Annotated in this window: 21 protein-coding genes; 12 read left to right on the plus strand and 9 right to left on the minus strand. The window is 66.6% G+C overall.

Features of this window, described 5'->3' with window-relative positions; genetic code table 11:
• The first annotated feature begins 53 nt into the window (after nt 1–53).
• The 6 genes from E3T55_RS19085 to E3T55_RS19110 all read left to right on the plus strand — a co-directional run bounded on the left by E3T55_RS19085 (nt 54) and on the right by E3T55_RS19110 (nt 5,958).
• On the plus strand, nt 54–1,184 hold the full coding sequence (locus tag E3T55_RS19085; protein ID WP_241993156.1) for a glycoside hydrolase family 3 N-terminal domain-containing protein: 1,131 nt from the start codon (nt 54–56) through the stop codon (nt 1,182–1,184).
• 209 nt (nt 1,185–1,393) lie between these two features.
• Nucleotides 1,394–1,951: a YceI family protein gene (locus E3T55_RS19090; RefSeq protein WP_134521122.1), complete on the plus strand. Its 558-nt coding sequence runs from the start codon at nt 1,394–1,396 to the stop codon at nt 1,949–1,951.
• A gap of 53 nt (nt 1,952–2,004) precedes the next feature.
• Nucleotides 2,005–2,253 carry a hypothetical protein gene (locus E3T55_RS19095; RefSeq protein ID WP_166791845.1) on the plus strand — a complete coding sequence of 83 codons (249 nt, stop codon included), beginning with the start codon at nt 2,005–2,007 and terminating at the stop codon, nt 2,251–2,253.
• Nucleotides 2,254–2,281: 28 nt separating this feature from the next.
• Nucleotides 2,282–3,745: an amino acid ABC transporter substrate-binding protein/permease gene (locus tag E3T55_RS19100; protein ID WP_241993157.1), complete on the plus strand. Its 1,464-nt coding sequence runs from the start codon at nt 2,282–2,284 to the stop codon at nt 3,743–3,745.
• Nucleotides 3,742–4,482, plus strand: a complete 741-nt coding sequence (locus E3T55_RS19105) for an amino acid ABC transporter ATP-binding protein (RefSeq protein WP_134521124.1) — start codon at nt 3,742–3,744, stop codon at nt 4,480–4,482. The genes E3T55_RS19100 and E3T55_RS19105 overlap by 4 nt, the downstream gene beginning before the upstream one ends.
• 12 nt (nt 4,483–4,494) lie before the next feature.
• Nucleotides 4,495–5,958 (plus strand): DUF2079 domain-containing protein, encoded by a 1,464-nt coding sequence (locus E3T55_RS19110; protein WP_134521125.1) that lies wholly within the window; start codon nt 4,495–4,497, stop codon nt 5,956–5,958.
• Nucleotides 5,959–5,968: 10 nt separating this feature from the next.
• Here E3T55_RS19110 and E3T55_RS19115 read toward each other — a convergent pair whose 3' ends face one another.
• The 6 genes from E3T55_RS19115 to sepH form a co-directional block, all read right to left on the minus strand.
• On the minus strand, nt 5,969–6,235 hold the full coding sequence (locus E3T55_RS19115; RefSeq protein ID WP_134521126.1) for a hypothetical protein: 267 nt from the start codon (nt 6,233–6,235) through the stop codon (nt 5,969–5,971).
• 173 nt (nt 6,236–6,408) lie between these two features.
• Nucleotides 6,409–6,966, minus strand: coding sequence for a dihydrofolate reductase family protein (locus E3T55_RS19120; protein ID WP_134521127.1), 558 nt, complete (start codon nt 6,964–6,966; stop codon nt 6,409–6,411).
• 167 nt (nt 6,967–7,133) lie between these two features.
• Nucleotides 7,134–8,171, minus strand: coding sequence for an FUSC family protein (locus tag E3T55_RS19125; protein ID WP_134521128.1), 1,038 nt, complete (start codon nt 8,169–8,171; stop codon nt 7,134–7,136).
• 3 nt (nt 8,172–8,174) lie between these two features.
• On the minus strand, nt 8,175–9,344 hold the full coding sequence (locus E3T55_RS19130; RefSeq protein ID WP_166791846.1) for a winged helix DNA-binding domain-containing protein: 1,170 nt from the start codon (nt 9,342–9,344) through the stop codon (nt 8,175–8,177).
• Nucleotides 9,345–9,357: 13 nt separating this feature from the next.
• On the minus strand, nt 9,358–9,648 hold the full coding sequence (locus tag E3T55_RS19135) for a hypothetical protein (RefSeq protein ID WP_134521130.1): 291 nt from the start codon (nt 9,646–9,648) through the stop codon (nt 9,358–9,360).
• Nucleotides 9,649–9,843: 195 nt separating this feature from the next.
• Nucleotides 9,844–10,995, minus strand: coding sequence for a septation protein SepH (gene sepH, locus E3T55_RS19140; protein WP_134521131.1), 1,152 nt, complete (start codon nt 10,993–10,995; stop codon nt 9,844–9,846).
• A 195-nt stretch (nt 10,996–11,190) separates the two neighbouring features.
• On the opposite strand from sepH, the gene E3T55_RS19145 reads away from it, so the two are divergent.
• Nucleotides 11,191–11,484: a DUF4193 domain-containing protein gene (locus E3T55_RS19145; RefSeq protein WP_119973976.1), complete on the plus strand. Its 294-nt coding sequence runs from the start codon at nt 11,191–11,193 to the stop codon at nt 11,482–11,484.
• Between the two features lie 15 nt (nt 11,485–11,499).
• Here E3T55_RS19145 and E3T55_RS19150 read toward each other — a convergent pair whose 3' ends face one another.
• Complete coding sequence (locus E3T55_RS19150; RefSeq protein ID WP_241993158.1) at nt 11,500–11,982, minus strand: DUF3093 domain-containing protein; 483 nt, start codon at nt 11,980–11,982, stop codon at nt 11,500–11,502.
• 38 nt (nt 11,983–12,020) lie between these two features.
• Between E3T55_RS19150 and dut the strand changes: the two genes are divergently transcribed.
• The 5 genes from dut to dxs all read left to right on the plus strand — a co-directional run bounded on the left by dut (nt 12,021) and on the right by dxs (nt 19,233).
• The gene (dut, locus tag E3T55_RS19155) at nt 12,021–12,485 is read left to right on the plus strand and encodes a dUTP diphosphatase (protein ID WP_134521132.1); all 465 of its coding nucleotides are present in this window, start codon (nt 12,021–12,023) and stop codon (nt 12,483–12,485) included.
• Nucleotides 12,486–12,520: 35 nt separating this feature from the next.
• Nucleotides 12,521–13,147 carry a DUF3710 domain-containing protein gene (locus E3T55_RS19160; protein ID WP_174775493.1) on the plus strand — a complete coding sequence of 209 codons (627 nt, stop codon included), beginning with the start codon at nt 12,521–12,523 and terminating at the stop codon, nt 13,145–13,147.
• Nucleotides 13,148–13,218: 71 nt separating this feature from the next.
• On the plus strand, nt 13,219–14,124 hold the full coding sequence (locus tag E3T55_RS19165) for a DUF3159 domain-containing protein (protein WP_134521133.1): 906 nt from the start codon (nt 13,219–13,221) through the stop codon (nt 14,122–14,124).
• A 219-nt stretch (nt 14,125–14,343) separates the two neighbouring features.
• Nucleotides 14,344–17,178, plus strand: coding sequence for an aconitate hydratase (locus tag E3T55_RS19170; protein ID WP_134521134.1), 2,835 nt, complete (start codon nt 14,344–14,346; stop codon nt 17,176–17,178).
• Between the two features lie 102 nt (nt 17,179–17,280).
• Nucleotides 17,281–19,233: a 1-deoxy-D-xylulose-5-phosphate synthase gene (gene dxs, locus E3T55_RS19175; protein WP_134521135.1), complete on the plus strand. Its 1,953-nt coding sequence runs from the start codon at nt 17,281–17,283 to the stop codon at nt 19,231–19,233.
• Nucleotides 19,234–19,324: 91 nt separating this feature from the next.
• Here the strand turns inward: dxs and E3T55_RS19180 are convergent, their stop codons facing one another.
• Both E3T55_RS19180 and E3T55_RS19185 read right to left on the minus strand, forming a co-directional pair.
• Nucleotides 19,325–21,493 (minus strand): 3-hydroxyacyl-CoA dehydrogenase NAD-binding domain-containing protein, encoded by a 2,169-nt coding sequence (locus E3T55_RS19180; RefSeq protein WP_134521136.1) that lies wholly within the window; start codon nt 21,491–21,493, stop codon nt 19,325–19,327.
• Entirely contained in the window at nt 21,490–22,695 is a 1,206-nt protein-coding gene (locus E3T55_RS19185; RefSeq protein WP_134521137.1) for a thiolase family protein, read from the minus strand. Before E3T55_RS19185 ends, E3T55_RS19180 begins: the two co-directional genes overlap by 4 nt.
• Between the last annotated feature and the right edge of the window lie 17 nt (nt 22,696–22,712).

Genomic DNA, 22,712 nt, shown 5'->3' on the forward strand with positions numbered 1-22,712 from the left:
TGTCACGAGCACATTTGTCACGAGCACATTTGTCACGGGCAACGTTGTCACGGGTGCGGCGCTCGCTCGCGCTTCTCGTTCTGGTGCCGGTCTCGCTCACGGCCTGTGTCGGCGCGCCCGGTCCCACCGCCATCGAACTCTACGCCGAGACCCGGCTCGCCAGCATGACGCTCAGCGAGAAGGTCTCCAGCCTGCTGATGCTCCATCATCCCGGAACGGATGCCGCCACCCTGCGGTCGTTCGTTGACACCCACGACCTGGGCGGCCTCATCCTGATGGGTGACAACGTGCCCGGATCGATGCAGCAACTCTCGAACCTGACGGCGGCGCTGAGCGCAGAACCCGGGCTGCCGCTGCTGATCGCCATCGACCAGGAGGGCGGCGCGGTCTCGCGCATTCCGAGCGACAGCGCCCCCGGCGGCGAGGCGCTGCGCGACCTGCCGCTCTCCGCCACGACGGAGTCGTTCGCGAGCCGCGGCTCGCTGCTCGCGCAGGCCGGCATCAATGTCAACTTCGGCATCGTGGCCGATGTCCCCGCCGGTCCGGGGGCCTTTCTGTACGACAGGGCACTCGGCACAACGGCAGAGACGGCGGCTGAGCGGGTCGCGGCCGCCGTCGCGGGGGAGACCGGCCACGTGCAGAGCACGCTCAAACACTTTCCCGGTCACGGGGCAGCGGCGGGGGATTCCCACACGTCGGTGCCCAGCACCGACCTGGCCTACGACGACTGGCTCACCGACGTGGCCCCGCCGTTTCAGGCCGGGATCGATGCCGGCGCCGGACTGGTCATGTTCGGACACCTGGAATACGGCGCGGTGGATGCCCAACCGGCCAGCCTGTCACCGCGCTGGCACGAGATACTTCGTGACGAGCTCGGCTTCGACGGGGTCTCCATCACCGACGACATGCTCATGCTCAAACACACCGGGCTGCCGCAGTACGCCGACCCGGTCGCGACGGCGGTCGACGCGCTCGCCGCGGGCAACACGATGCTGCTCTATGTGTTGCCGCAGAACCCGGCGGCCGAGGGAATTGACATTCCCACCCTGGTCGCCAGCCTGACGGATGCCGTTGACGATGGCCGAATCGATGAGGATCTCGTCGACGAGAATGCCCGGCGCGTGCTCGAGCTGCGCCGCACTCTGTCGCTGACCGGCGCATCCCCGACCGACACGGCACCATAAACACATCCCCGACAAACACATGCCCGACAAACACCGCCCCGACAAACACAGCCCCGACAAACACAGCCCCGACAAACACAGCCCCGACAAACACAGCATCGACAAACACTGAGTGAACAATTTCGAGATCGGGGAATAACCCCGGCATACATGCGCTTGCATGTATCCGAGGGCGAAATTTCATCGGCCCACTCACGCGAGGAGCACCCATGAGCGAGACCACTACAACCATTCCCGGCTACAAGTCCGGAACCTGGACGATCGACAAGGTGCACAGCTCGGTGAGCTTCAGCATCCGTCACATCGTCATCAGCAAGGTCAAGGGCACGTTCGATGACTTCGACGCGACCTTCGTGACCGGCGAAAACCCGCTCGAGTCCAGCGTCACCGCTTCGGCCAAGGTCGTCTCGATCAACACCAACGAGGCAAACCGCGACGGCCACCTGCGCACCGGCGACTTCTTCGACGCCGAGACGTACCCCACGATCGACTTCGCCTCGACCGGCATGCGCCTGGTCAAGGGCGACTACCTCGTTGATGGCAACATCACGATCAAGGGCGTCACCAAGCCGGCCACGTTCGAGTTCGAGTTCGGCGGCTTCGGCGGAGACCCCTACGGCAACTACAAGTTCGGCGCCACCGCGAAGACCGAGGTCAACCGCGAAGACTTCGGCCTCACCTACAACGCTGCCCTCGAGACCGGCGGCATGCTGCTCGGCGACAAGGTCACCATCACGCTCGAACTGCAGGCCGCGCTCGCCGCGTAACCTCCAGTTTCGGTAACACAGAAGGGCCCCACCTCGGTGGGGTCCTTTTGTGTGTGCCGGCTCCCGGATATCTCGACCTGCCCGACGCGTGCAGAGGCATCCGCTTGGCTCCGGGCGATCAGGCCGCTTCGTGCCTGGGCGGCGCGGCGGCCCGAGTTCTCGCCTGCTGGCCGAACAAATCCACCACGGTAGGCTCGTTCGAACGGGTCTCCATGATTCACGCGCAGAGCGTGAACCCCGCACGGCGGCCAGCCCGCGGCATCCGTCGCCTGATCGCAGACGATCAGACGCTGCTGCAGTGAAGTCCACACGATAAGAAATGGTTCCACTTTGCGTAAAATTCACCATTCCCGGGCGGGTAAGTTTGCCCTCGCTGCGACCGCGCTGGTGGCCCTCGCCGGCGGTTTCGTCGGAGTCGGCGCCGCCGCCGCCAGCACGGTCAGCGCCGACACCACCGGCGAGACCTACGTCATCGGCACCGACACGACCTTCGCGCCCTTTGAATACCGCGAAGACGGTGAACTGACCGGCATCGACATGGACCTCGTGCGGGACATCGCAGCCAGCCAGGGCTTCTCCGTCGAGATCAAGTCCCTCGGCTTCGACGCTGCGCTGCAGGCCCTGCAGTCCAATCAGGTCGACGGCGTCATCGCCGGCATGTCGATCACCGATGAACGTCAGCTGATCTTCGACTTCTCAGACCCGTACTTCGACTCCGGCGTACAGATGGCCGTCGCCGAGGACAACGCCGAGATCACCGGCTACGACGACCTTGCCGGCGAGACCGTCGTAGCTAAGCGCGGCAGCGAGGGGGAGACCTTCGCGAACTCGATCAGTGCCGAGTACGGGTTCACCGTGAAGGCCCTCGCCGACTCCGCAACCATGTACGACGATGTCAAGGCCGGCAACTCCGTCGCCGTCTTCGACGACTACCCGGTGCTCGCCTACGGCATCAACCAGAACAACGGCCTCAAGTCGGTGACCGAGAAGGAGCAAGGCAGCTCCTACGGCTTCGCCGTCAACAAGGGGCAGAACCCCGAACTGCTCGCCGCCTTCAACACCGGCCTGGCCGAGCTCAAGGCCGGCGGCGAGTACCAGGACATCCTCGACAAGTACCTCGACGCGCCCGCAGCATCGAGTGACACGAGCTTCTTCGGCCTGCTCGCCGACAGCATGCCGGCGCTCATGAAGGGCCTCGGCCTGACCCTGCTGGCCACCGGCCTGTCCATCCTCATCGCGCTCGTGCTCGGTGTGTTGTTTGGCTTCTTCACGGTCTCCGAGAGCCGCATTCTGCGCGGTATTTCGACCATCTACGTGAGCATCTTCCGCGGCACCCCCTTGCTCGTGCAGGCGTTCTTCTTCTACTTCGGCCTGCCGCAGCTCACCGGGCAGTCGATCGACGTGCTCACCGCCGGAGTGCTCACCCTGAGCCTCAACGCCGGCGCGTACATGACGGAGATCGTGCGCGGCGGCATCCAGTCCGTCGACGCCGGTCAGACCGAAGCCGGCCGCAGCCTCGGACTCGGCTACGTCACGACCATGCGCCGCGTCGTGCTGCCGCAGGCGGTCAAGATCATGACGCCGTCGTTCATCAACCAGTTCGTGATGACCCTGAAGGACACCTCGCTGCTCGCGGTGATCGGTTTCGCCGAACTCACCTATCAGGGCCAGCAGATTTACGCCTCCAACTTCCGTACCGGTGAGACCCTGCTGATCGTGGCGGCGCTCTACTTCATCGTCATCAACCTGCTCACCATGCTCTCCAACAAGCTCGACAAGAGGTTCAACAAATGAGCACCGTCACCAGCAAAATTTCAGTGCGTGGCCTGCGCAAGTCCTTCGGAGCCAACGAGGTGCTCAAGGGACTCGACGTCGAGATCGCCGAGGGTGAGGTCGTCTGTGTCATCGGTCCATCGGGCTCGGGCAAGTCCACCTTTCTGCGCTGCCTGAACAAGCTCGACGACATCACCTCGGGCACGGTCATCGTCGACGGCTTCGACCTCACCGACAAGACCGTGAACCTCAACGAGGTGCGCCAGCACATCGGCATGGTCTTTCAGCACTTCAACCTGTTTCCGCACATGACGGTGCTGCAGAACATCATGCTCGCCCCGGTCGAGCTCAAGCGGGGCAGCAAAGCGGATGCCCGCGCCACCGCCCTGAAACTGCTCGAGCGGGTGGGCCTCGCCGACAAGGCCGATGCCCGCCCGGCCCAGCTGTCCGGTGGCCAAAAGCAGCGCGTCGCCATTGCCCGGTCGCTCGCCGTGAACCCCGACATCATGCTCTTCGATGAGGCCACGAGCGCGCTCGACCCGGAGATGGTCGGCGAGGTGCTGCAGGTCATTCGGGACCTCGCCGCCGAGGGCATGACCATGGTCGTCGTCACCCACGAGATGGGTTTCGCCCGCGAGGTCGCCGACCGGGTGATCTTCATGGCCGACGGACTCGTCGTCGAGGAGGGCACCCCCGCCGAACTCTTCGGCAACCCGCAGCACGTGCGCACCCAGGACTTTCTCTCCAAGGTCTTGTAGGGCACGCAGGCGGTGGGGGAGCGAGGATCGATCACGGCGGCACCGGGGGTACCCGCGGCAGCGGCCGCGCCGACGCCAGCTCAGGCGACCGAGCCCGGGCGCCCGCTCGGGCGGCGCCCCTCGCTCGCCGTGCTGATCGCAGCGCTCGTCGGCGTGATCACCGCGGGCGTCTACACGGTCTTCTCCGCCCTGCAGTGGCAGAGCTTCGCGGCCCCGTCCTGGGACCTCGGCATCTTCACCCAGCTCGCCGGGCGGTACGCCACCCTGCAGGCGCCCATCGTGACCATCAAGGGCGAGGGCTACAACCTGCTCGGTGACCACTTTCATCCGCTTCTCGTGCTGCTGGCACCGGTCTACGCGGTCTTTCCGCACGCGTTCACCCTCGTCGTGGTGCAGAACCTGCTGTTCGGGTTCGCCGCCGCGGTCATCGCGTACGCCGCTGCCCGCCTGCTCGGGCCCTGGCCGGGAGCGCTGTTCGGCCTCGCCTTCGGCCTGAGCTGGGGCCTGCAGGGCGCGGTCGCGGTGCAGTTTCACGAGGTTGCCTTCGCGGTGCCGCTGCTCGCTCTGTCTCTTGCCGCGCTGCTGCGTGAGCGGTGGCTCGCGTGCGTGCTCTGGGCGCTGCCACTCGTTTTCGTGAAGGAGGATCTCGGCCTCACCGTCTTCGCCCTCGGGCTCGTGCTGGCCTGGCGCAGCCGGGGGCCGCTCGGCCTCTGGCTGGCGGTCTGGGGCCTGGCCTGGTTCGCGGTCGCGAGCTTCGTGGTGTTGCCGGTGCTCAACCCTGGCGGGCGGTGGACGTACACGAGCAGCATGAACCTCGGCGCCCTCGTCGCCGACCCGCTCGCGTTCTTCCAGCCGGAGAAGGGCGTCACCGTGCTCTTTCTGCTGCTCGCCTCCGGCCTTCTCGCCCTGCGGTCCCCGCTCGCGCTCGTGCTGCTGCCGACGCTGGCCTGGCGTTTTCTGTCCGAGAACCACGGCTACTGGGGTCCTGGCTGGCAGTACAGCGCCGTGCTCATGCCCATCCTGTTCTGCGCGGCCCTGGACGGCATCCGTCTCCTGCGCAGCAGCCCGCGCCCCTGGCTTCGCGCCTACAGCCGATTCGTCGTGCCCGTCATCGTGCTCGTCGCGATGGCGCTGACCCCGCAGCTGCCGCTGTCCCGGCTTGCGGATGTCGATACCCACTTCGGTACCAGTCGGGCAGCGGATGCCGCGGGCGCCCTGGCCGCAGTCCCCGACGGAAGCGTCGTCGAAAGTGACATCGGCCTCATGAACTACCTCGTCGAGCGCACGGACGTGTACTGGCTCGGCAACGAGAATCCGCTGCCGGACTACCTCGTCGTTGATCACTCCGCCGGGGGCCTGCCGGGCGACTGGGACACGGTGCTGGTTGTGGGCGAGAAACTGCACCCGGGCGTGGAGTTTCGCACGATTTACGCCGCCGGCGGCTATGAGGTCGCCGTACGGGTGCCGCGCACGTGACGTCGGTGCTTTAGCCCAGTGCGAAAGGTCCGACGGGAATGAGCAAATATACGACGGATGCCGCAAGCACCACTGAACTGACGACAAGGCCGACGACGGGCAGGGTCGGCTTCGCTCCGGCCCGGCGGCAGGCGACGAGGGCCACGATGCTCAGGAACAGCCCGATCCAGGACAGCAGCGGGATGACACCAACCACGATGCCGGTGATGGCCGTGACGCGAGTGTTGGCCGCGGGCGACGGGACACCATCGGCGTCGCGATGGTCGGGCACTGTCACGCCGGGATGAAGCTGCCCGGCGGGAAGATTGACCCCCGGGCCCGTGAATCCTCGTCCCTGCAATCCACCACCACTCATGGCTGCCTCCCCTTTTTCGTCCAGTCTAGGTACAAAACGGCTCCCCGCGCCCGGTGAGGGGGCGTTGACACGACGACGGCGCGGGGGAGGCTCGTTCAGGCGCGCGGGCGGTAGTGCAGGTAGACCACGCCGTTGCCGAAGCGGCGTTCCTCGACGAGGTCGAGGTCGAGGCGCACGCCCTCCGGAAGGAAGCGGGTGCCGCCGCCCACGATGACCGGCGACAGAAACTGGTGGTACTCGTCGACGAGTCCGGCGGCGATGAAGTGCGCGGCGAGGGTCGGACCGCCCACGCCGATGTCGGCATCCGCCGTTGCCTTCAACGCGCGGATGGCCGCGACATCGACCTCGCGTTCGAGCCGGGTGCGTGTTGTCGCGACCGAGTCGAGCGTCGTGGAATACACGATCTTGTCGGCGGCTTTCCAGAGGGCGGCATAGTCGCGCATGACCGCCGGCTCCTCATCGGTGTCCAGGGTGTCCCACACCGCCATGACTTCGTAGAGGCGCCGGCCATAGAGCTGCGTGCCGGTTCCGCGTTCGAGGTCGTTGACGAAGGTGTGCACCTCGTCGTCGGGCATGCTCCAGTCGAAATTGCCCGCGGCATCCGCCACGTAGCCGTCGAGCGACGTGAGTCCGGTGTAGACGAGCCTGGCCATGAGTCCTACCGTCGATTGGGGGTGATTTCGCCATCCTAGGCGTGATGGCGCCCGTTCCGGGTGACCGCTACGGTAACGGCCGTAGCGGTCACCCGGAACGGGCGCGGCCACGACAAACAAGCACTCGCTGAGCTGGTTGAGCCGACGGATGCCGCGCTCGGCCGCTCCTACTCGCCCACGATCTCCTCGCGCACCCGGCGCAGGTCTTCCATGAGTGACCCGATCAGGATCCAGTGGTCCGGATGCGGCGTCACGATGCGCAGCGGAGCCGTCAGGGCCAGTACCTCGGAGACCGGCGGCTCGGCAACGGTCGTCGTGTCGCCCTCCTCCCGGGCGAGCAAACGCAGGTCGTGCGCGGCCCTGGCGAGCTCCTTCGAGAAGGCTTGAACGCTCGGCTCGTACTGCAGGGCATTGTCGTAGTGGTCGTGCAGGGCGCGGCTCATGCCGATCGCGCGGGTCACGAGCGTCGGCAGCCGCTCGATCATCTGCTGGTCGGCATCGAGTCCGCGCCGCAGCTTGGCCTGGCGGGGGTTGAGCATGAGGCTCTCCTCCGCCTGCGCGATGGCCTTCTCGGCCGACTCGAGCATCGGCCGCAGCAGGCGGGCCTTGATCATGAGTTCCATCATGTTGGCCGGGGTTTGCGGCGCGCCCAGTGCGTGAACGATGCGGTCAAAGGTGTCGGCGACCTCCCTGGCCAGAAGCCCCACGGCGTCGCGCGCCGGTGCGATGAGCACCGGGGGAACAATGACCGCGTTGACGATGAGCGCGACGCCGGCCCCGATGAACGTCTCGAAGATGCGGTCGAGGGCATAGCCGGGAGTCGTGGCGCCGAGTGCGAGAACGAGCATCGCGCTGATCGGAATCTGGCTCGCCGACACCGGCGACAGGCGTAGCGCCCAGCCCACAAGGATGCTCACGACGACCGTGCCGAGCACGACCCAGCTCGACTGGCCGAGAAAGAATCCGATCGACGAGGCGATGATCACGCCGCCGATGACCCCCAGGGTGCGTTCGATCGCCCGGCCGAGGGTCTGGTTCACGCTCGGCTGCACGACGAGCAGGGCCGCGATCGCGGCGAAGATCGGCAGGTCGCTGGGCAGCAGCAGCTGCGACAGCAGCCAGGCCAGAGCCACGGCGACCGAGGTCTTCACGGTCTGCAGAAAAGGGAGTCGTCGGGAAATCCGCAGGCTGGTGGTTATTCGCACGATCTAGGCTAACCCGGACAGGTTCGCCTCGAGTCCGAGAAATCGTGCATAGTCACGGATGCCCCGTCGCAGTCCTGCCTGTTGCCGCACCGTGAGCGCCGCAAACGGTTGCGGGGTCACGGTGATCGCGCGAGTGGATGCCTTCTTGCGCCACGTTCCCACGACGCGCCCGGCAGAGACGAGCAGCGGCAGAAAGATGCCGTTCTTGCCCGGAACGACCCGCGTCACGAGCGCGTCGTCGATGATGGCGCTGCGATCGCGGTACCCGATGAAATACTCATCAAAGCCGGGCAGCGCGAGAACGCTTGAGCGTTGCCGGGGTGGGCCGCCAGCGCCCACAGCCGTGTTTGTGCCCGTGTCGCTGAAGGCCGTGTCGCTGAAGGCCGTGTCCCTGAAATACATCGGCGCCGAGTCCGCCTGCCCGGAACGGATGCTCACCTCCGTCAACGCCGGGCGAGCGACGGCGAGTCCGATGCGGGCGTCGGTCAGGGTGAGCCCACTCCAGCCCGTGAAGTCGGCGAGCGTGGCGGGCCCGTGACCGGCAAAGTAGCGCAGGGCGAACTCCCCGAGGGACTCGTCACGTTCCAGCCGCCGCGGCTGCGGCACCCACTCGTCGAGCAGGGTCAGTGCCTGCTGGGTGCCGACCTGCGGCCCCCAGCACAGCGTTCCGGTCAGGGCGAGGAACCAGATGGTGTGGTATCCCCGCTGCTGCGCGGTGCTGATGTCGTGCCTCTCGAGCAGAGCGAGAAACTCGATGCGGCTCAGTTGCCGGCCGCCGTGCAGGGCCTCGATGGCGATCTGCCGGGCCCGCTCGAGAAGCTGCGGCGTGAGACCGAGACGGGCGTGAATGGTTGCGGCGCCCGCGACCTGCCGTGGGGCACTCAGTCGCAGCATCCAGTGCAGCTCGGCCGCCGGCACGAGGTGCAGCGTGCCGCGCATCGGCCAGGAGCGAACGATCTGCCCGGTGTTCAGCGCTGTCTCGACGTCGGTGATCGTCGTGCCGGGGGAGCGCACGCCGAGTGCCCACTTCGACGCCGCAAAGTCCTGAGCCTGAACCGCGAGCAGGCGTTCGACCGCGGCGAGCGGGCCGGTCGGGGCTGCGTCCGCCAGCCCGTGACTCAGCAGCCGCAGGCGGGCCACGTCGGTCGGTGATGCGGTTGCGCGCAAGGGCACGATGGTGTCCCTTCTAATCGAAGATGCGATCGAGCTGCCAGCGTCCACCGTCATCGTGCTGACTGACGTCGAAAACGTGCGTTTCGCCGTCATCCGCTGTCGCCTGAAAGCGCCAGCCCGCGATCGAGAGCGGCGGATGTCCCACCCCGTAGCTGTGCGCGGCCAGCGGATGCCACCACTCCGACGTGCCCACGAGGGTGGTGGGCGTATCGGTCACCCGAAATCTCCGCGCCCGCCAGACGAGGCGAACGGGTTCACCCGCCGCGCTCGTGTAGACCGTCACCGGTTCCTGCAGAACAGACATGGAGTGCAGCCTCGATTCATCGCCAATCGAACAGGTATTCGATATTGCGACTATATCCCGGCGCGCCGAAATTTTCTAGTACCCAGGCCGGTGTCCCAGGCCGGTGCCCCAGCCAGGACGCAGGCCGACGCTCCCGCAGCACCGCCGCGAAAAGTTGCTGTTCGTGCCGGTGCGGGTGCGAGTGCCGGTGCCGGGTCAGCTCAGGTCGTCGTCGGTGCGGGCGCCGAAGACAATCTCGTCCCAGCTCGGCATCGACGCGCGACCGCGCTTGCCCGCGGCCGGGGGCGTGCGACCCTGGGCCTTGGCGCCCTGCGCGGCCTGCGTGGCCCAGATGTTGCGGGCCGGAGCGGCAGCGGGCTTGTCGATCGGCTCCACGGCGCTCGGGACCGAGCCGGCCGAGCGAACGGAACTCAGCGGGCCGTGGCCGATCGCATCGGACGAGACATCGCGGCGGCGCCCGGTGCTCGCGGTGGCCGGCTTGGCCGGCGCCTCATCGAAGCTGGCCGCTTCACGTTCGCCGCGTCGACGGCGCAGGGACTCGAGCAGGTCGGCGGTCTCGCTCATGCTCGACGGCGGCTCGGCGGCACGTTTGATGGCGGCCTTGGAGACCGCATCCGTTGTCGACAGCGCACGCGAGTACGGAATCGGGTCGGGGTGCGGGGCCGTGTCGTTGAGAATTTCGTCGGCGAGCGACTCGGTGAAATTGAAGGCACCGCTGTCAAAGCGCGACACGTCGGCTGCGCTCGTTTCCGAACCGACCGCGCGCAGCCGGGGAATCAGGGAACCCTTGAGCTCGCCCTGCTGCGAGAGCGCGATGGCCTCGCTGCCGATCGGCGAGAGGGCGTTCTTCTTGGGCTCGAAGCCCCAACGCGCGTCATGGTCGATGTCATCCGCTGTGAAGGACAGCTTGACGATCCAGCCGCCGCCGGGCTCTTTCCAGCTGGCCCAGCGCTCGTTCGTAGCGCCCAGGGTCGCGAGACGCTCACGAATCACACTGCCAAAGTTGGCATCTTCATCGACCGGGTCGGGGTCGATCGCGGTGTGAACGGGCACGCTCAGCGCGGACGACACCATGTACTCGCGCTCGGCGACCACGGGGCCTTCGAAGCGCCGCACGTAGTCGAGCGAGGCGCCGGTCACGGCGGCGACGTCTTCGGCGCTCATTCCGGAGCGGATGTGCGCCTGTACCTCACGCGGGCTGAGCTTGGGCCCGGCCGGTGGGTCAATTTGGGCTTGGCGAAGCCGGGACTGGAGCACGGCGTCAATGGCGATCCGATATCGATCCCCGTCTTCGGAGGCTGCAAGCAGCGCACCGTTCTCGACTCCTATAACCTTCAATTCCTGCATGAAGAGCGCCTCTCGCGATTACCGACGGGTGTAAGACTGCCACGGGTCGGCACAAAAGCCGGGGAATACGCCGGGCGTGCCGCAAGTTGATCCCAGAGTCGAAGCGAAGTTTCGGACACGGTTTGCTATTCCACGCGGAATGTTGGAAACTGTGCCCGCCGATTTCGTTTATCGGCGCTACGGAAATGGATGGGCATGGCAACCGACTACGACGCACCGCGCAAGACCGAGGACGACTCAGAGTCAATTGAGGCCCTCAAGGAGCGCGTGCCCGACAAGATGTCCGGCAGCGTTGACGTTGACGACTCCGACAACCCCGGCGGGTTCGACCTTCCGGGTGCGGACCTCTCCGATCTCGACCTCGACGTCGTCGTTCTGCCTCCGCAGGCCGACGAGTTCACCTGCGTGAGCTGCTTCCTTGTGAAGCACCGCTCGCAGATGGGCCACGAGACCAAGCTCGGCTTGATTTGCCTGGAGTGCGACTCCTAAGACGCGAACAACACCTCAGGCTGGTTGCCGCGATTCATTGATCGCGGCTGCCAGCTTTGTGGGTTGACGGCTCGAGACCAGCCAGTACGGCGCCGGGTCGCTCGCATCGACGATCGGAATGCGCACGATCGGTGAGACCCAGCCGCGAATCAGCATCCAGGCCCGGGCGTCGAGTGCCGGCCCGCGCTGCTGCGTTGCCTCGGCGCCCTCGAACGCCACGGCCTCGCCGAGCATGTCGGTCGTGATGCGTGCCCGGCCGCACTGCAGGATTCCGTCTTTCACCGCCACGACGGGAGACGACGCGACGAGCAGCGCGACGCATCCGCCGTACAGAACGGCGGCGGTGATCACGCCCGCCAGCAGCGAAATCGGCACCAGCACGAGGATGCTGGCGGGGATCACGAGGGCGGTCGCGATGAAGACCCAGGGTGTGGGCCACAATTTTTCGCGGTATTCAGGCTTGACGTGCAATTCAGGCTTTTCGGGGAATTCAGGCATGGCTCTATTCGATCAGAGTTCTGGACTACCCTCGACACGTGGCAGAAAGCGTAGAAGTACTGATAACCGCGTCCGTCCTCCCCAACTACGCGCATCCCGGTGATGCCGGGGCCGATCTGCATTCGGCGGAGGCCCTCACGCTCGCTCCGGGAGCGCGCGCCCTCGTGGGCACCGGCGTGTCGATAGCGTTGCCCGACGGGTTTGCGGCCTTCGTCGTTCCCCGCAGCGGCCTCGCGGTCAAGCACGGCATCACGATCGTGAACTCTCCGGGAACAGTGGATGCCGGCTATCGCGGCGAAATCAAGATCGCCCTGCTCAACACCGACCCGGCCGAGGCCTTTCGCATCGAGATCGGCGACCGCATCGCGCAGCTCATCGTGATGCCCGTCGCCCATGCCACGTTCATTCCGGTCGAGCACCTTCCCGGCAGCCAGCGTGGCGTCGGCGGATTCGGCTCCACCGGCACCGCGCCCGCAACAAACCAGACAGGAGGCGCACTGTGAGTGACGCCGAAACCCCCACCGAGATCGACACCGAGATCGACACTGACCTCGACGCCCCCGCCCAGGCATCCAACGACAAGTCGGCGCCCGACGACCGCGCGACCGAGGGACCGCTCGATGAACTCGAAGCGAACCCGGTTCGCCCCTACGTCGACCTTGGCGGCATCAAGATTCTGCCCCGCGACGGCCTGCACCTGCGTCTCGAAATCGAAGAGGGCAGCAAGCGTGTCGTTGCCATCGGACTCGACTACGCCGGTTCGACCCTGCAGGTGCAGCCCTTCGCTGCCCCGCGTTCGACCGGCCTGTGGCACGAGATTCGCGACCAGATTCGCGACCAGATCGGCAAGCAGGGTGGCACCACGACCCTGCGCGAGGGGCCGTTCGGCCCCGAACTGCTCGCCGAAATCCCCGTCGCCGCTGGTCAGGGCCAGGGCGGCGTCACCCGACTCGCTCGCTTCGTGGGTGTCGACGGGCCGCGCTGGTTCCTGCGCGGAGTGATCGCCGGCGAGGGTGCCGTGAACCCCGAGGCGGCCGCCCAGATCGAGGACCTCTTCCGCAGCATCGTCGTCGTGCGTGGCGCAACCCCGATGCCGCCTCGTGACCTGATTCCCCTGCGCATGCCGGCGTCGTCGACACCGACACCGGAAGCCAACCCCGCCTGAGGCCCCGGCCTTGTCGCTGAGTCGCCGACTCATCCGAAACCGGACCGATTCAACCGAAGCTGGACAGTCACATGAGCCACGAATCTGACCACTCCGACCCGGCTGGCAGCGGCCGCGGCAGCGCGGGGACTCCGTCCGGCACTCCCGACGACGCGCCCGCTCCCGTCGCGTCTGCGACTCCGACCGACTCTGCAACTCCGACCGACTCTGCAACTCCGACCGACTCTGCCGTTCCAACAGCTTCTGCCGCTCCAACAGCTTCCGCCGTGTTCGCCGAGTCGATGGCCGGCGCCGCCCGCCGTGCCGGGTTCGGTGCGGCGACCGAGGGGGAGGCGATCAGTGGCAAGGCGCTGCTGGCCACGATGGGCGGCATCCGTGGCCTGATCGAGGCCGTGCTGCCCGGGCTCGTGTTTCTGGTCACCTACTCGCTCACCATCGATCCGTCGACCGATGTCACGACCGACCCGATCGGTACCCTGTTGCCCTCGCTCGTGGCGCCCCTCGTGATCGGTGTCATCTTCGTCGTGCTGCGCGCCGTGACCCGGCAGACGACGACGCCGGCCATTGGCGGCCTCGTCGGAACGGCCATCAGCGTTGCCCTGGCGCTGTTCACCGGCAAGCCCTCGGACTTCTTTCTCGTCGGCCTCTGGACCAACGCCGGCTACGGAGCCGCGCTTCTCATCTCGGTTCTGGTGCGCTGGCCCCTTATTGGGGTGGCGGTGGGTTTTCTCATGGGCGACGGCGTGGCGTGGCGACTCGACGCCTCCAAGCGGCGCGTTCTGACGATTCTCACTCTCTGCTGGACCGGCCTGTTCCTGGGGCGCCTGGCGGTGCAACTTCCCATGTACCTGGCCGACAACGTCGAGCTGCTCGCCACCACCAAGCTGCTGATGGGCATCCCGCTCTATGCCCCCCTGCTCGTCGTCTCCTGGCTGCTCGTGCGTTCGGTGTATCGCAAAGCGGATGCCGCCGCCTAGTCCGGCCCGTGCGGTCCTGGCTGCTAGAGTTATCTTGACGTCAAGATAGTTTCTTGATGTGCGTGAAGTCCGGTTCGAACGTGAACTGTAGTTTGTACGTGAACGGTAGGCCCGGCATCCGCTGGTAAGGCTTACCTTGCTGGCACGAGGGTGTGTCCGGCCACAAGGATTGAGGATTGCCGCCGGTACCCCGTCGGCTCCCACAAAGGAGAGGGCATCGTGTCTGCGGTAAATAGTTTTGGAGCAAAGGACACCCTGCGCGTTGGGTCGACTGACTATGAAGTCTTTCGTCTCGACTCGGTCGCAGGTTACGAGAAACTGCCGTACAGCCTGAAGGTGCTGCTGGAGAATCTTCTCCGCACCGAAGACGGCAAGAACATCACCGCCGCGCACATCCGTGCCCTCGGCGAGTGGGTCCCCACCAGCGACCCCGACACCGAGATCCAGTTCACGCCGGCGCGCGTGATCATGCAGGACTTCACCGGAGTTCCCTGCATCGTCGACCTCGCCACCATGCGCGAGGCCCTCGTCGACCTCGGCGGCGACGCCAAGAAGATCAACCCGCTCGCACCGACCGAGATGGTCATCGACCACTCCGTCATCGCCGACCTGTTCGGAACCCCCGACGCCTTCGAGCGCAACGTGGAGATCGAGTACGAGCGCAACGGTGAGCGTTACCAGTTCCTGCGCTGGGGCCAGACCGCGTTCGACGACTTCAAGGTCGTTCCCCCGGGAACCGGAATCGTGCACCAGGTCAACATCGAGTACCTGGCCCGCGTCACCATGACCCGTGAAGTAGCCGGCAACCTGCAGGCCTACCCCGACACCTGCGTCGGCACCGACTCGCACACGACCATGGTCAACGGCCTCGGCGTGCTCGGCTGGGGCGTCGGCGGAATCGAAGCCGAGGCGGCCATGCTCGGCCAGCCCGTCTCCATGCTCATCCCCAAGGTCGTCGGCTTCAAGCTCTCCGGCTCGATCCCCGCCGGCGTCACGGCGACGGATGTCGTGCTCACCATCACGCAGATGCTGCGCGCACACGGCGTGGTCGGCAAGTTCGTCGAGTTCTACGGGGCCGGCGTCGCGTCGGTGCCGCTCGCGAACCGCGCCACCATCGGCAACATGAGCCCCGAGTTCGGCTCCACCGCCGCCATGTTCCCCGTCGACGACATCACGCTCGGCTACCTGCGCCTCACCGGCCGCAGTGAAGAGCAGGTGAACCTCGTCGAGGCGTACTCCAAGCTCCAGGGCCTGTGGCACAACCCCGACGTCGAGCCCGTCTTCAGCGAGTACCTCGAGCTCGACCTCTCCACGGTCGTTCCCTCGATCGCCGGACCGAAGCGCCCGCAGGACCGCATCGTGCTCAGCGAGGCCAAGAGCCAGTTCGAGCGCGACCTGGACAACTACGCCAACGCTCCCGTGTCCCTCGTGGACGCGGCGATAGAGGGTACCTTCCCGGCGTCAGACCCGATCGGTTTCACGCCCGAAGACGAGCTGACCGCTCACAAGCACGAGTTTGAGAGCGGACTGGCCCGTCACACGAGCCACCCGACGGTGTCACACCCGCAGCCGACCGACGTCGTGCTCGCCGACGGCCGGGAATTCACGATCGACAACGGCTCGGTCGCGATCGCCGCGATCACATCGTGCACCAACACGTCGAACCCGTCGGTCATGCTCGCCGCCGGCCTGCTGGCCCGCAACGCCAGCCTGAAGGGCCTGAAGTCGAAGCCGTGGGTCAAGACCACGCTCGCCCCCGGTTCCAAGGTCGTCACCGAGTACTACGCGAAGGCCGGCCTCAACGGCTACCTCGAAGACCTCGGCTTCTACCTCGTCGGCTACGGCTGCACGACCTGCATCGGTAACTCCGGCCCGCTCGAGGACGAAATCTCCTCGGCCGTGCAGCAGAACGACCTCGCGGTCACCGCGGTGCTCTCCGGTAACCGCAACTTCGAGGGACGCATCAACCCCGACGTGAAGATGAACTACCTCGCGAGCCCGCCGCTGGTCATCGCGTACGCCCTGGCCGGATCGATGAACTTCGACTTCGACACCGACTCGCTCGGCAAGGACACCGAGGGCAACGATGTCTTCCTGAAGGACATCTGGCCCGACGCCGACGAGGTGCAGAAGACCATCGACGAGTCCATCGACTCGAACATGTTCGACACCCAGTACGCCGGCGTCTTCGAGGGTGACGAGCGCTGGCAGTCGCTCGAGACCCCCGTCGGTGACATCTTCGCCTGGGACGCCGAGTCGACCTACGTGCGCAAGCCCCCGTACTTCGACGGCATGACCATCGAGACCAGCCCGGTCACGAACATCGACGGCGCCCGTGTTCTCGCCAAGCTCGGCGATTCGGTCACCACCGACCACATCAGCCCGGCCGGTTCGATCAAGGCCGACGGTCCCGCCGGTCGGTACCTCGCCGAGCACGGCATCGAACGTGGGGACTACAACTCCTACGGTTCGCGTCGCGGTAACCACGAGGTCATGATTCGCGGAACCTTCGCGAACATCCGTCTGCGCAACCAGCTCCTCGACAACGTCGAGGGCGGCTTCACCCGTGACTTCACCGTCGCGGGCGGCCCGAAGGCCGACATCTACGATGCCGCCCAGAACTACCAGGCCGCCGGCACCCCGCTCGTCATCTTCGGCGGCAAGGAGTACGGCTCGGGTTCCAGCCGCGACTGGGCAGCCAAGGGTACGAGCCTGCTCGGCGTCAAGGCCGTCATCACCGAGAGCTTCGAGCGCATCCACCGCTCGAACCTGATCGGAATGGGCGTCGTGCCGCTGCAGTTCCCGGTCGGCCAGAGTGCCGAGTCGCTGGGCCTCGATGGCACCGAGATCGTCTCGATCGCCGGCATCACCGAGCTCAACAACGGGTCAACGCCGAAGACGGTTCACGTGACCGCCGTGCCGAGCGAATTCTCCGCGGCCGGCAAGGCCACGGTCGAGTTCGACGCCGTCGTACGCATCGACACCCCCGGTGAGGCGGACTACTACCGCAACGGTGGCATCCTGCAGTACGTGTTGCGCTCGCTCGTCGCGTAACCTGGTTACCAACCTCTGGCGCGTAGACTCGATTCATTCGGGTCTGCGCGCCGGTGGTCTTTAATACACACACGCACGACCCCTCAAGCAAAGGTGGCTGGGATGACCCTTCTGGAGACGATCCACGGACCAAGGGACCTCGATGGACTCACCCGGGCAGAGCTGGTTCAGCTCGCCGGTGAGGTTCGCGACTTTCTCGTGCGGGAAGTCTCCAAGACCGGGGGACACCTCGGCCCCAACCTCGGTGTCGTCGAATTGACCATCGCCATCCATCGGGTATTCGATTCGCCGACGGATGCGATCGTCTTCGACACCGGACATCAAACGTATGTGCACAAGCTGCTCACCGGGCGTCAGGACTTCAGTAAGCTGCGGCGGCTGACCGGCCTCGCCGGCTACCCGCAGCGCCGCGAGTCCGTACACGACATCGTCGAGAGCTCGCACGCCTCGAGCTCGCTGTCCTGGGCCGACGGCATCTCCCGGGCCTTCGAAATGACCGGTCAGCGTGACCGCCACGTGGTGGCCGTCGTCGGCGACGGCTCGCTGACCGGCGGCATGACCTGGGAAGCCCTCAACAACATCAGCGACGACAACACCCGTCGCCTCATCATCGTCGTCAACGACAACGGCCGCTCCTATGCGCCGACCATCGGCGGCATGGCCCGGTTCCTGAACACCGTGCGTACCCGGCGCAGCTACCGCACCGCCTACCTGCACAGCCGCGACGTCTTCGACAAGCTCGGCGCTCCGGGCCGGGCCATGTACCGCGGCGTGCGCGGCGGCCTGCACGGCTTTCTCAGCAAGGTCACCAACAACGAGGCCCTGTACTCCAACCTCGACATCAAATACATCGGCCCGATCGACGGCCACGACCTGGAAGCCATGCAGGAGGCCCTCAGCCAGGCCAAGAACTACGGCGCGCCCGTGATCGTGCACGCCATCACCCAGAAGGGTAAAGGCTACGAGCCGGCCGTACAGGACTCCGCAGACCAGTTCCACGCCGTCGGCCAGATCGACCCGGAGACCGGCGAATCCATCGAGCTGCCCGGCAAACCCTCGTACACCTCGGTTTTCGCCGACGAGCTGCTGCGCCTCGCGACCGAGAACGACCGCATCGTGGCGATCACGGCCGCGATGTTGCGCCCCACCGGCCTGCACAAGATGGCGGAGCGTTTTCCCGACCGCGTGCACGACGTGGGCATCGCCGAGCAGCACGCCGTGACATCCGCCGCCGGCCTCGCGTTCGGCGGTCTGCACCCCGTCGTCGCCCTCTACGCGACCTTCATCAACCGCGCCTTCGACCAGGTGCTCATGGACGTCGCGCTGCACCAGGCCGGCGTCACCTTCGTGCTCGACCGTGCCGGAGTCACCGGCCCTGACGGCCCCAGCCACCACGGCATGTGGGACCTCGCAATTCTGCAGGTCATCCCCAACATTCGCCTCGCGGCACCGCGCGACTCCGCACGCCTGCGCGAGGAACTCGCGGAAGCCGTGCTCGTCGACGACGCACCCACCGTGCTGCGGTTCCCGAAGGGCAGCACCGGAACCGAGTACGACGCCGTGCGCCGCCTGCCAGACGGGGTCGACGTGCTGCTCGAGTCGTCAGAGCAGGACGTGCTCATCGTCACGGTCGGACCGATGGCCGGCATGGGCCTCGAGATCGCCGAACGCCTCGCCGCCCAGGGTATCGGGGCGACCGTCATCGACCCGCGCTGGGTGGTGCCGGTACCGAAGTCGGTGATCGAGCTCGCCGCCGCGCACCGCATTCTGGTCAGTCTCGAAGACGGAATCCGGGTCGGCGGAATCGGCACCCGCATCCGCCAGGACCTGCGCGAGGCCGGCGTCGACACCGCGGTCACCGAGCTCGGGCTGCCCGACCAGTTTCTCGATCACGGAACCCGCGCCGAGATTCTCGAACGGGTCGGCCTCACCCCGCAGCGCATCGCCCGCGACGTCGTGGCGATGGTACTCGGCTCCAAGATTCCGCACGCCAAGCCGCTGCCGCCGAACCGCGCAGACACCGGCTCGATCACGGTCACCCGCCGCGACACCTAGGTTCGCTCGTCACAATCCGCGAGTGAGCGCTTTCTGCACTTCCCGCGCGTGGGAAGTGCAGAAAGCGCTCACTCGCGAAACCTGTGCGGGGCTAGCTCAGCACGGCGACGGATGCCACGCCGCGGATTGCGGGGGAGTGGAACGTTGCCGCGAACACCCGCTCGCTGGCCCCGACCCGATCGAGGTACGGCGTGATGCCGCCCATCTGGAACGGCCAGCCGGCGCCGAGAATCATGCACAGGTCGATGTCTTCGGCGGCGTGAACCACGTCGTCATCGAGCATCCGCTTGATCTCGTCGGCGAGGCCGTCTTCGACCCTGGCCAGGATCTGTTCGGCCGTCATCGGTGTCGTTCCGCCGGCGACGATGGTCACGGCCTTCTTGTCGAAGCCGGTGACGCGTCCCTTCGCGTCACGAGCGAGGATCGTGCCGTGCTCGGCGAGACGGTGCAGGTTCGTGCTCTCGAAGAACCGGTCAGGGAACGCCGCGTGATGGGTGTCGAGCACGTGCGCGCCGACCTTGAGGCCGACCAGCTCGAGCAGCTCGAACGGTGACATCGGCAGCCCGAACGGGTCGAGCGCGCCGTTGACGACCTCGAACGGGGTGCCGGTGTCGACGGCGTGCATGGCCTCACCGAGCAGCTTGGCCAGCAGGCGGTTCACCACGAATCCGGGGGTGTCCCTCGTGATGACCGCGTTCTTGCGCAGCTTTCCGGCCACGACCATCGCGGTCGACAGGGTCACCTCATTGGTCGACGGTGTGTTGACGACCTCGATCAGCGGCATCACGGCGACCGGGTTGAAGAAGTGGAACCCGACGAGCCGTTCCGGGTGCTGCAGATTCGCACCGATCTGCTCGACCGATAACGACGAGGTGTTCGTGGCCAGGATCGCCTCGGGCGACACGAACTTCTCGATCTCCGCGAAGACCGCCTGCTTCACACCGAGCTCCTCGAACACGGCCTCGATGACCCAGTCCGCGTCGGCGAAGTCGGCCTTGTCGGTCGTGCCGGTGACGAGCGCGCGCAGCCGGTTCGCTTCATCCGCTGATATGCGCTTCTTGCTCTCGAGCGTGGCAATCTCGGAGTGGATGTAGGCGACGCCCTTGTCGACCCTGGCCTGATCGAGGTCGGTGATCACGACGGGAACCCGCAGGCGACGCACGAAGAGCAGCGCGAACTGGCTCGCCATGAGTCCGGCACCGATCACGCCGACCTTGCCGATCGGTCGTGCGAGCGCCTTGTCGGGCGTGCCGGCCGGCCGTTTCGCGCGCTTCTGCACGAGGTTGAAGGCGTAGATGCTCGCCTGCAGCTGGTCGCCGCTGATGAGGTCGGCGAGGGCCTCATCTTCCCGCGCGAATCCCTCGGCCGCGGTGCCCGACTTCGCGGCCTGCAGCAGGTCGAGGGCCGCATACGGCGAGCGGGCGACGGTTCCGATGCGGTTCACGAGCATCTTGCGGGCGATGCCGACCGCGGCGTCCCATTTGACCAGGCGCTCGATCTTGCCTGGCACGTTCGGGCGGGTGACCTTGACGGTGCCGGCGATGACCCCGTCGGCCCACGTGATGGACTGTTCGAGAAACCGGGCCGAGGGGAACAAGACGTCCGCGATGCCGAGTTCGAGGGCATCCGTCGCCTTGAGGGTGCGATTGTTTTTGAGCGGGTTCTCGATGATGACCTTGAGGGCGTTCTCGATGCCGATCAGGTTGGGCAGCAGGTAGGAGCCGCCCCAGCCGGGAATCAGCCCGAGAAAGACCTCGGGCAGCGCGATGGCTGGCACCGTCGCGTCCACCGTGCGGTAATCGGCGTTCAGCGCGATCTCGAGGCCGCCGCCGAGGGCAAGGCCGTTGATGAACACGAACGACGGCACCCCGAGGGTTGCCTGCTTGGCGAAGGCGAAGTGACCGAGCTGGGTCAGCAGCTTGCCGACCTCCCGCGAGGGGACCTCGGCAACCTTGCTCAGGTCGGCTCCGGCCGCGAGAATGAACGGCTTGCCGGTCACGGCCACGCCGTGGATCTCGCCGCGCCCGGCGCGCGCCGTGAGCGTGTCGAGGGTCGCCGCGAACTCGAGCAGGGTGACCGGGCCGAGGGTGTTCGGCCGGGTGTGGTCGCGGCCGTTGTCGAGGGTGACGAGGGCGAGGGTGCGGCCGCCCGACAACGGAATGTCGCGCACGTAGCAGTGCGTGACGACCTCATCGGCCGACATCTCTACGAGCGGGGAGAAATCGAGCGAGTCGTAGTTGAGCGTGCTCGTGTCGGTCATCGCTTGCCAGCCTTCTTGTTGAAGTTCGGGTTTTCCCAGATGACGGTGCCGCCCTGGCCGAGGCCGATGCACATGGCCGTCAGGCCGTAGCGAACCTCGGGGTGCGCGGCAAACTGGTGGGCGAGCTGGCTCATGAGGCGCACGCCCGATGAGGCCAGTGGATGCCCGATGGCGATCGCCCCGCCGTACTCGTTGACGCGGGGGTCTTCGTCGTCGATGCCGAAGTGGTCGAGGAACGAGATGACCTGAACCGCGAAGGCCTCATTGAGCTCGAAGAGGCCGATGTCGGTGATGTTCAGGCCGGCCTTGCGCAGCGCCTTCTCCGTCGACGGCACCGGGCCCAGACCCATGACCTCCGGTTCGACACCGGCGAATGCGAAGCTGACCATCTTCATCTTGACGCTCAGGCCGAGCTCTTTCGCGGCGGCACCGCTCGCGAGCAGGCAGGCTGAGGCGCCATCGTTGAGGCCGGAGGCATTGCCGGCCGTGATGCGACCGTGCGAGCGGAAGGGGGTCCGCAGGGCGGCGAGGCCCTCCATCGTCGTTTCGGGGCGTGGTGCCTCGTCCCTGGTCGCCAGACCCCAGCCCGCGGCGCTGCGGGTGGCGACGGGAATCAGATCGGGCTGGATCTGGCCGGCCTCGTAGGCGGCGGCGACCTTCTGCTGGCTCCGCAGCGCGAAACGGTCGGAGCGCTCCTTCGTGTACGAGGGGAAACGGTCGTGAATGCGCTCGGCGGTCGCTCCCATCACGAGGGCGTCCTCGCTCACGAGGCGTTCGGAGAGGAACCGCGGGTTCGGGTCGGCGCCGAACCCCATCGGGTGGCGTCCCATGTGCTCGACGCCGCCGGCAATGGCCACGTCATAGGCGCCGAAACCGATCGCGGAACCCATCGTGGTCACGGCGGTCATCGCGCCGGCGCACATCCGGTCGATCGCGAAGCCGGGCACCGACTTCGGCAGGCCGGCGAGCAGCGCTGCCGTGCGGCCGAGGGTCAGGCCCTGATCACCAGTCTGCGTCGTCGCGGCGATCGCCACGTCGTCCACGCGGTCTCCTGGCAGGGTCGGGTTGCGTTCCAGCAACCCAATCATGGCCTTCACCACGAGGTCGTCGGCGCGGGTTCCCCAATACATTCCCTTTTCGCCAGCGCGTCCGAACGGGGTGCGAACCCCGTCTACAAATACGACTTCTGCTCTTTCGGCCACAATGCCTCCATCAATCA

Source organism: Cryobacterium frigoriphilum (assembly GCF_004403305.1).
Classification (GTDB): domain Bacteria; phylum Actinomycetota; class Actinomycetes; order Actinomycetales; family Microbacteriaceae; genus Cryobacterium; species Cryobacterium frigoriphilum.

Coding starts and splice junctions, on each gene's coding strand:
- E3T55_RS19165 (WP_134521133.1), top strand. CDS start 13,219: ATGAGCCACGAATCTGACCACTCCGACCCGGCTGGCAGCGGCCGCGGC.
- dxs (WP_134521135.1), top strand. CDS start 17,281: ATGACCCTTCTGGAGACGATCCACGGACCAAGGGACCTCGATGGACTC.
- E3T55_RS19090 (WP_134521122.1), top strand. CDS start 1,394: ATGAGCGAGACCACTACAACCATTCCCGGCTACAAGTCCGGAACCTGG.
- E3T55_RS19135 (WP_134521130.1), bottom strand. CDS start 9,648: ATGTCTGTTCTGCAGGAACCGGTGACGGTCTACACGAGCGCGGCGGGT.
- E3T55_RS19150 (WP_241993158.1), bottom strand. CDS start 11,982: ATGCCTGAATTCCCCGAAAAGCCTGAATTGCACGTCAAGCCTGAATAC.
- E3T55_RS19180 (WP_134521136.1), bottom strand. CDS start 21,493: ATGACCGACACGAGCACGCTCAACTACGACTCGCTCGATTTCTCCCCG.
- E3T55_RS19105 (WP_134521124.1), top strand. CDS start 3,742: ATGAGCACCGTCACCAGCAAAATTTCAGTGCGTGGCCTGCGCAAGTCC.
- E3T55_RS19145 (WP_119973976.1), top strand. CDS start 11,191: ATGGCAACCGACTACGACGCACCGCGCAAGACCGAGGACGACTCAGAG.
- E3T55_RS19120 (WP_134521127.1), bottom strand. CDS start 6,966: ATGGCCAGGCTCGTCTACACCGGACTCACGTCGCTCGACGGCTACGTG.
- sepH (WP_134521131.1), bottom strand. CDS start 10,995: ATGCAGGAATTGAAGGTTATAGGAGTCGAGAACGGTGCGCTGCTTGCA.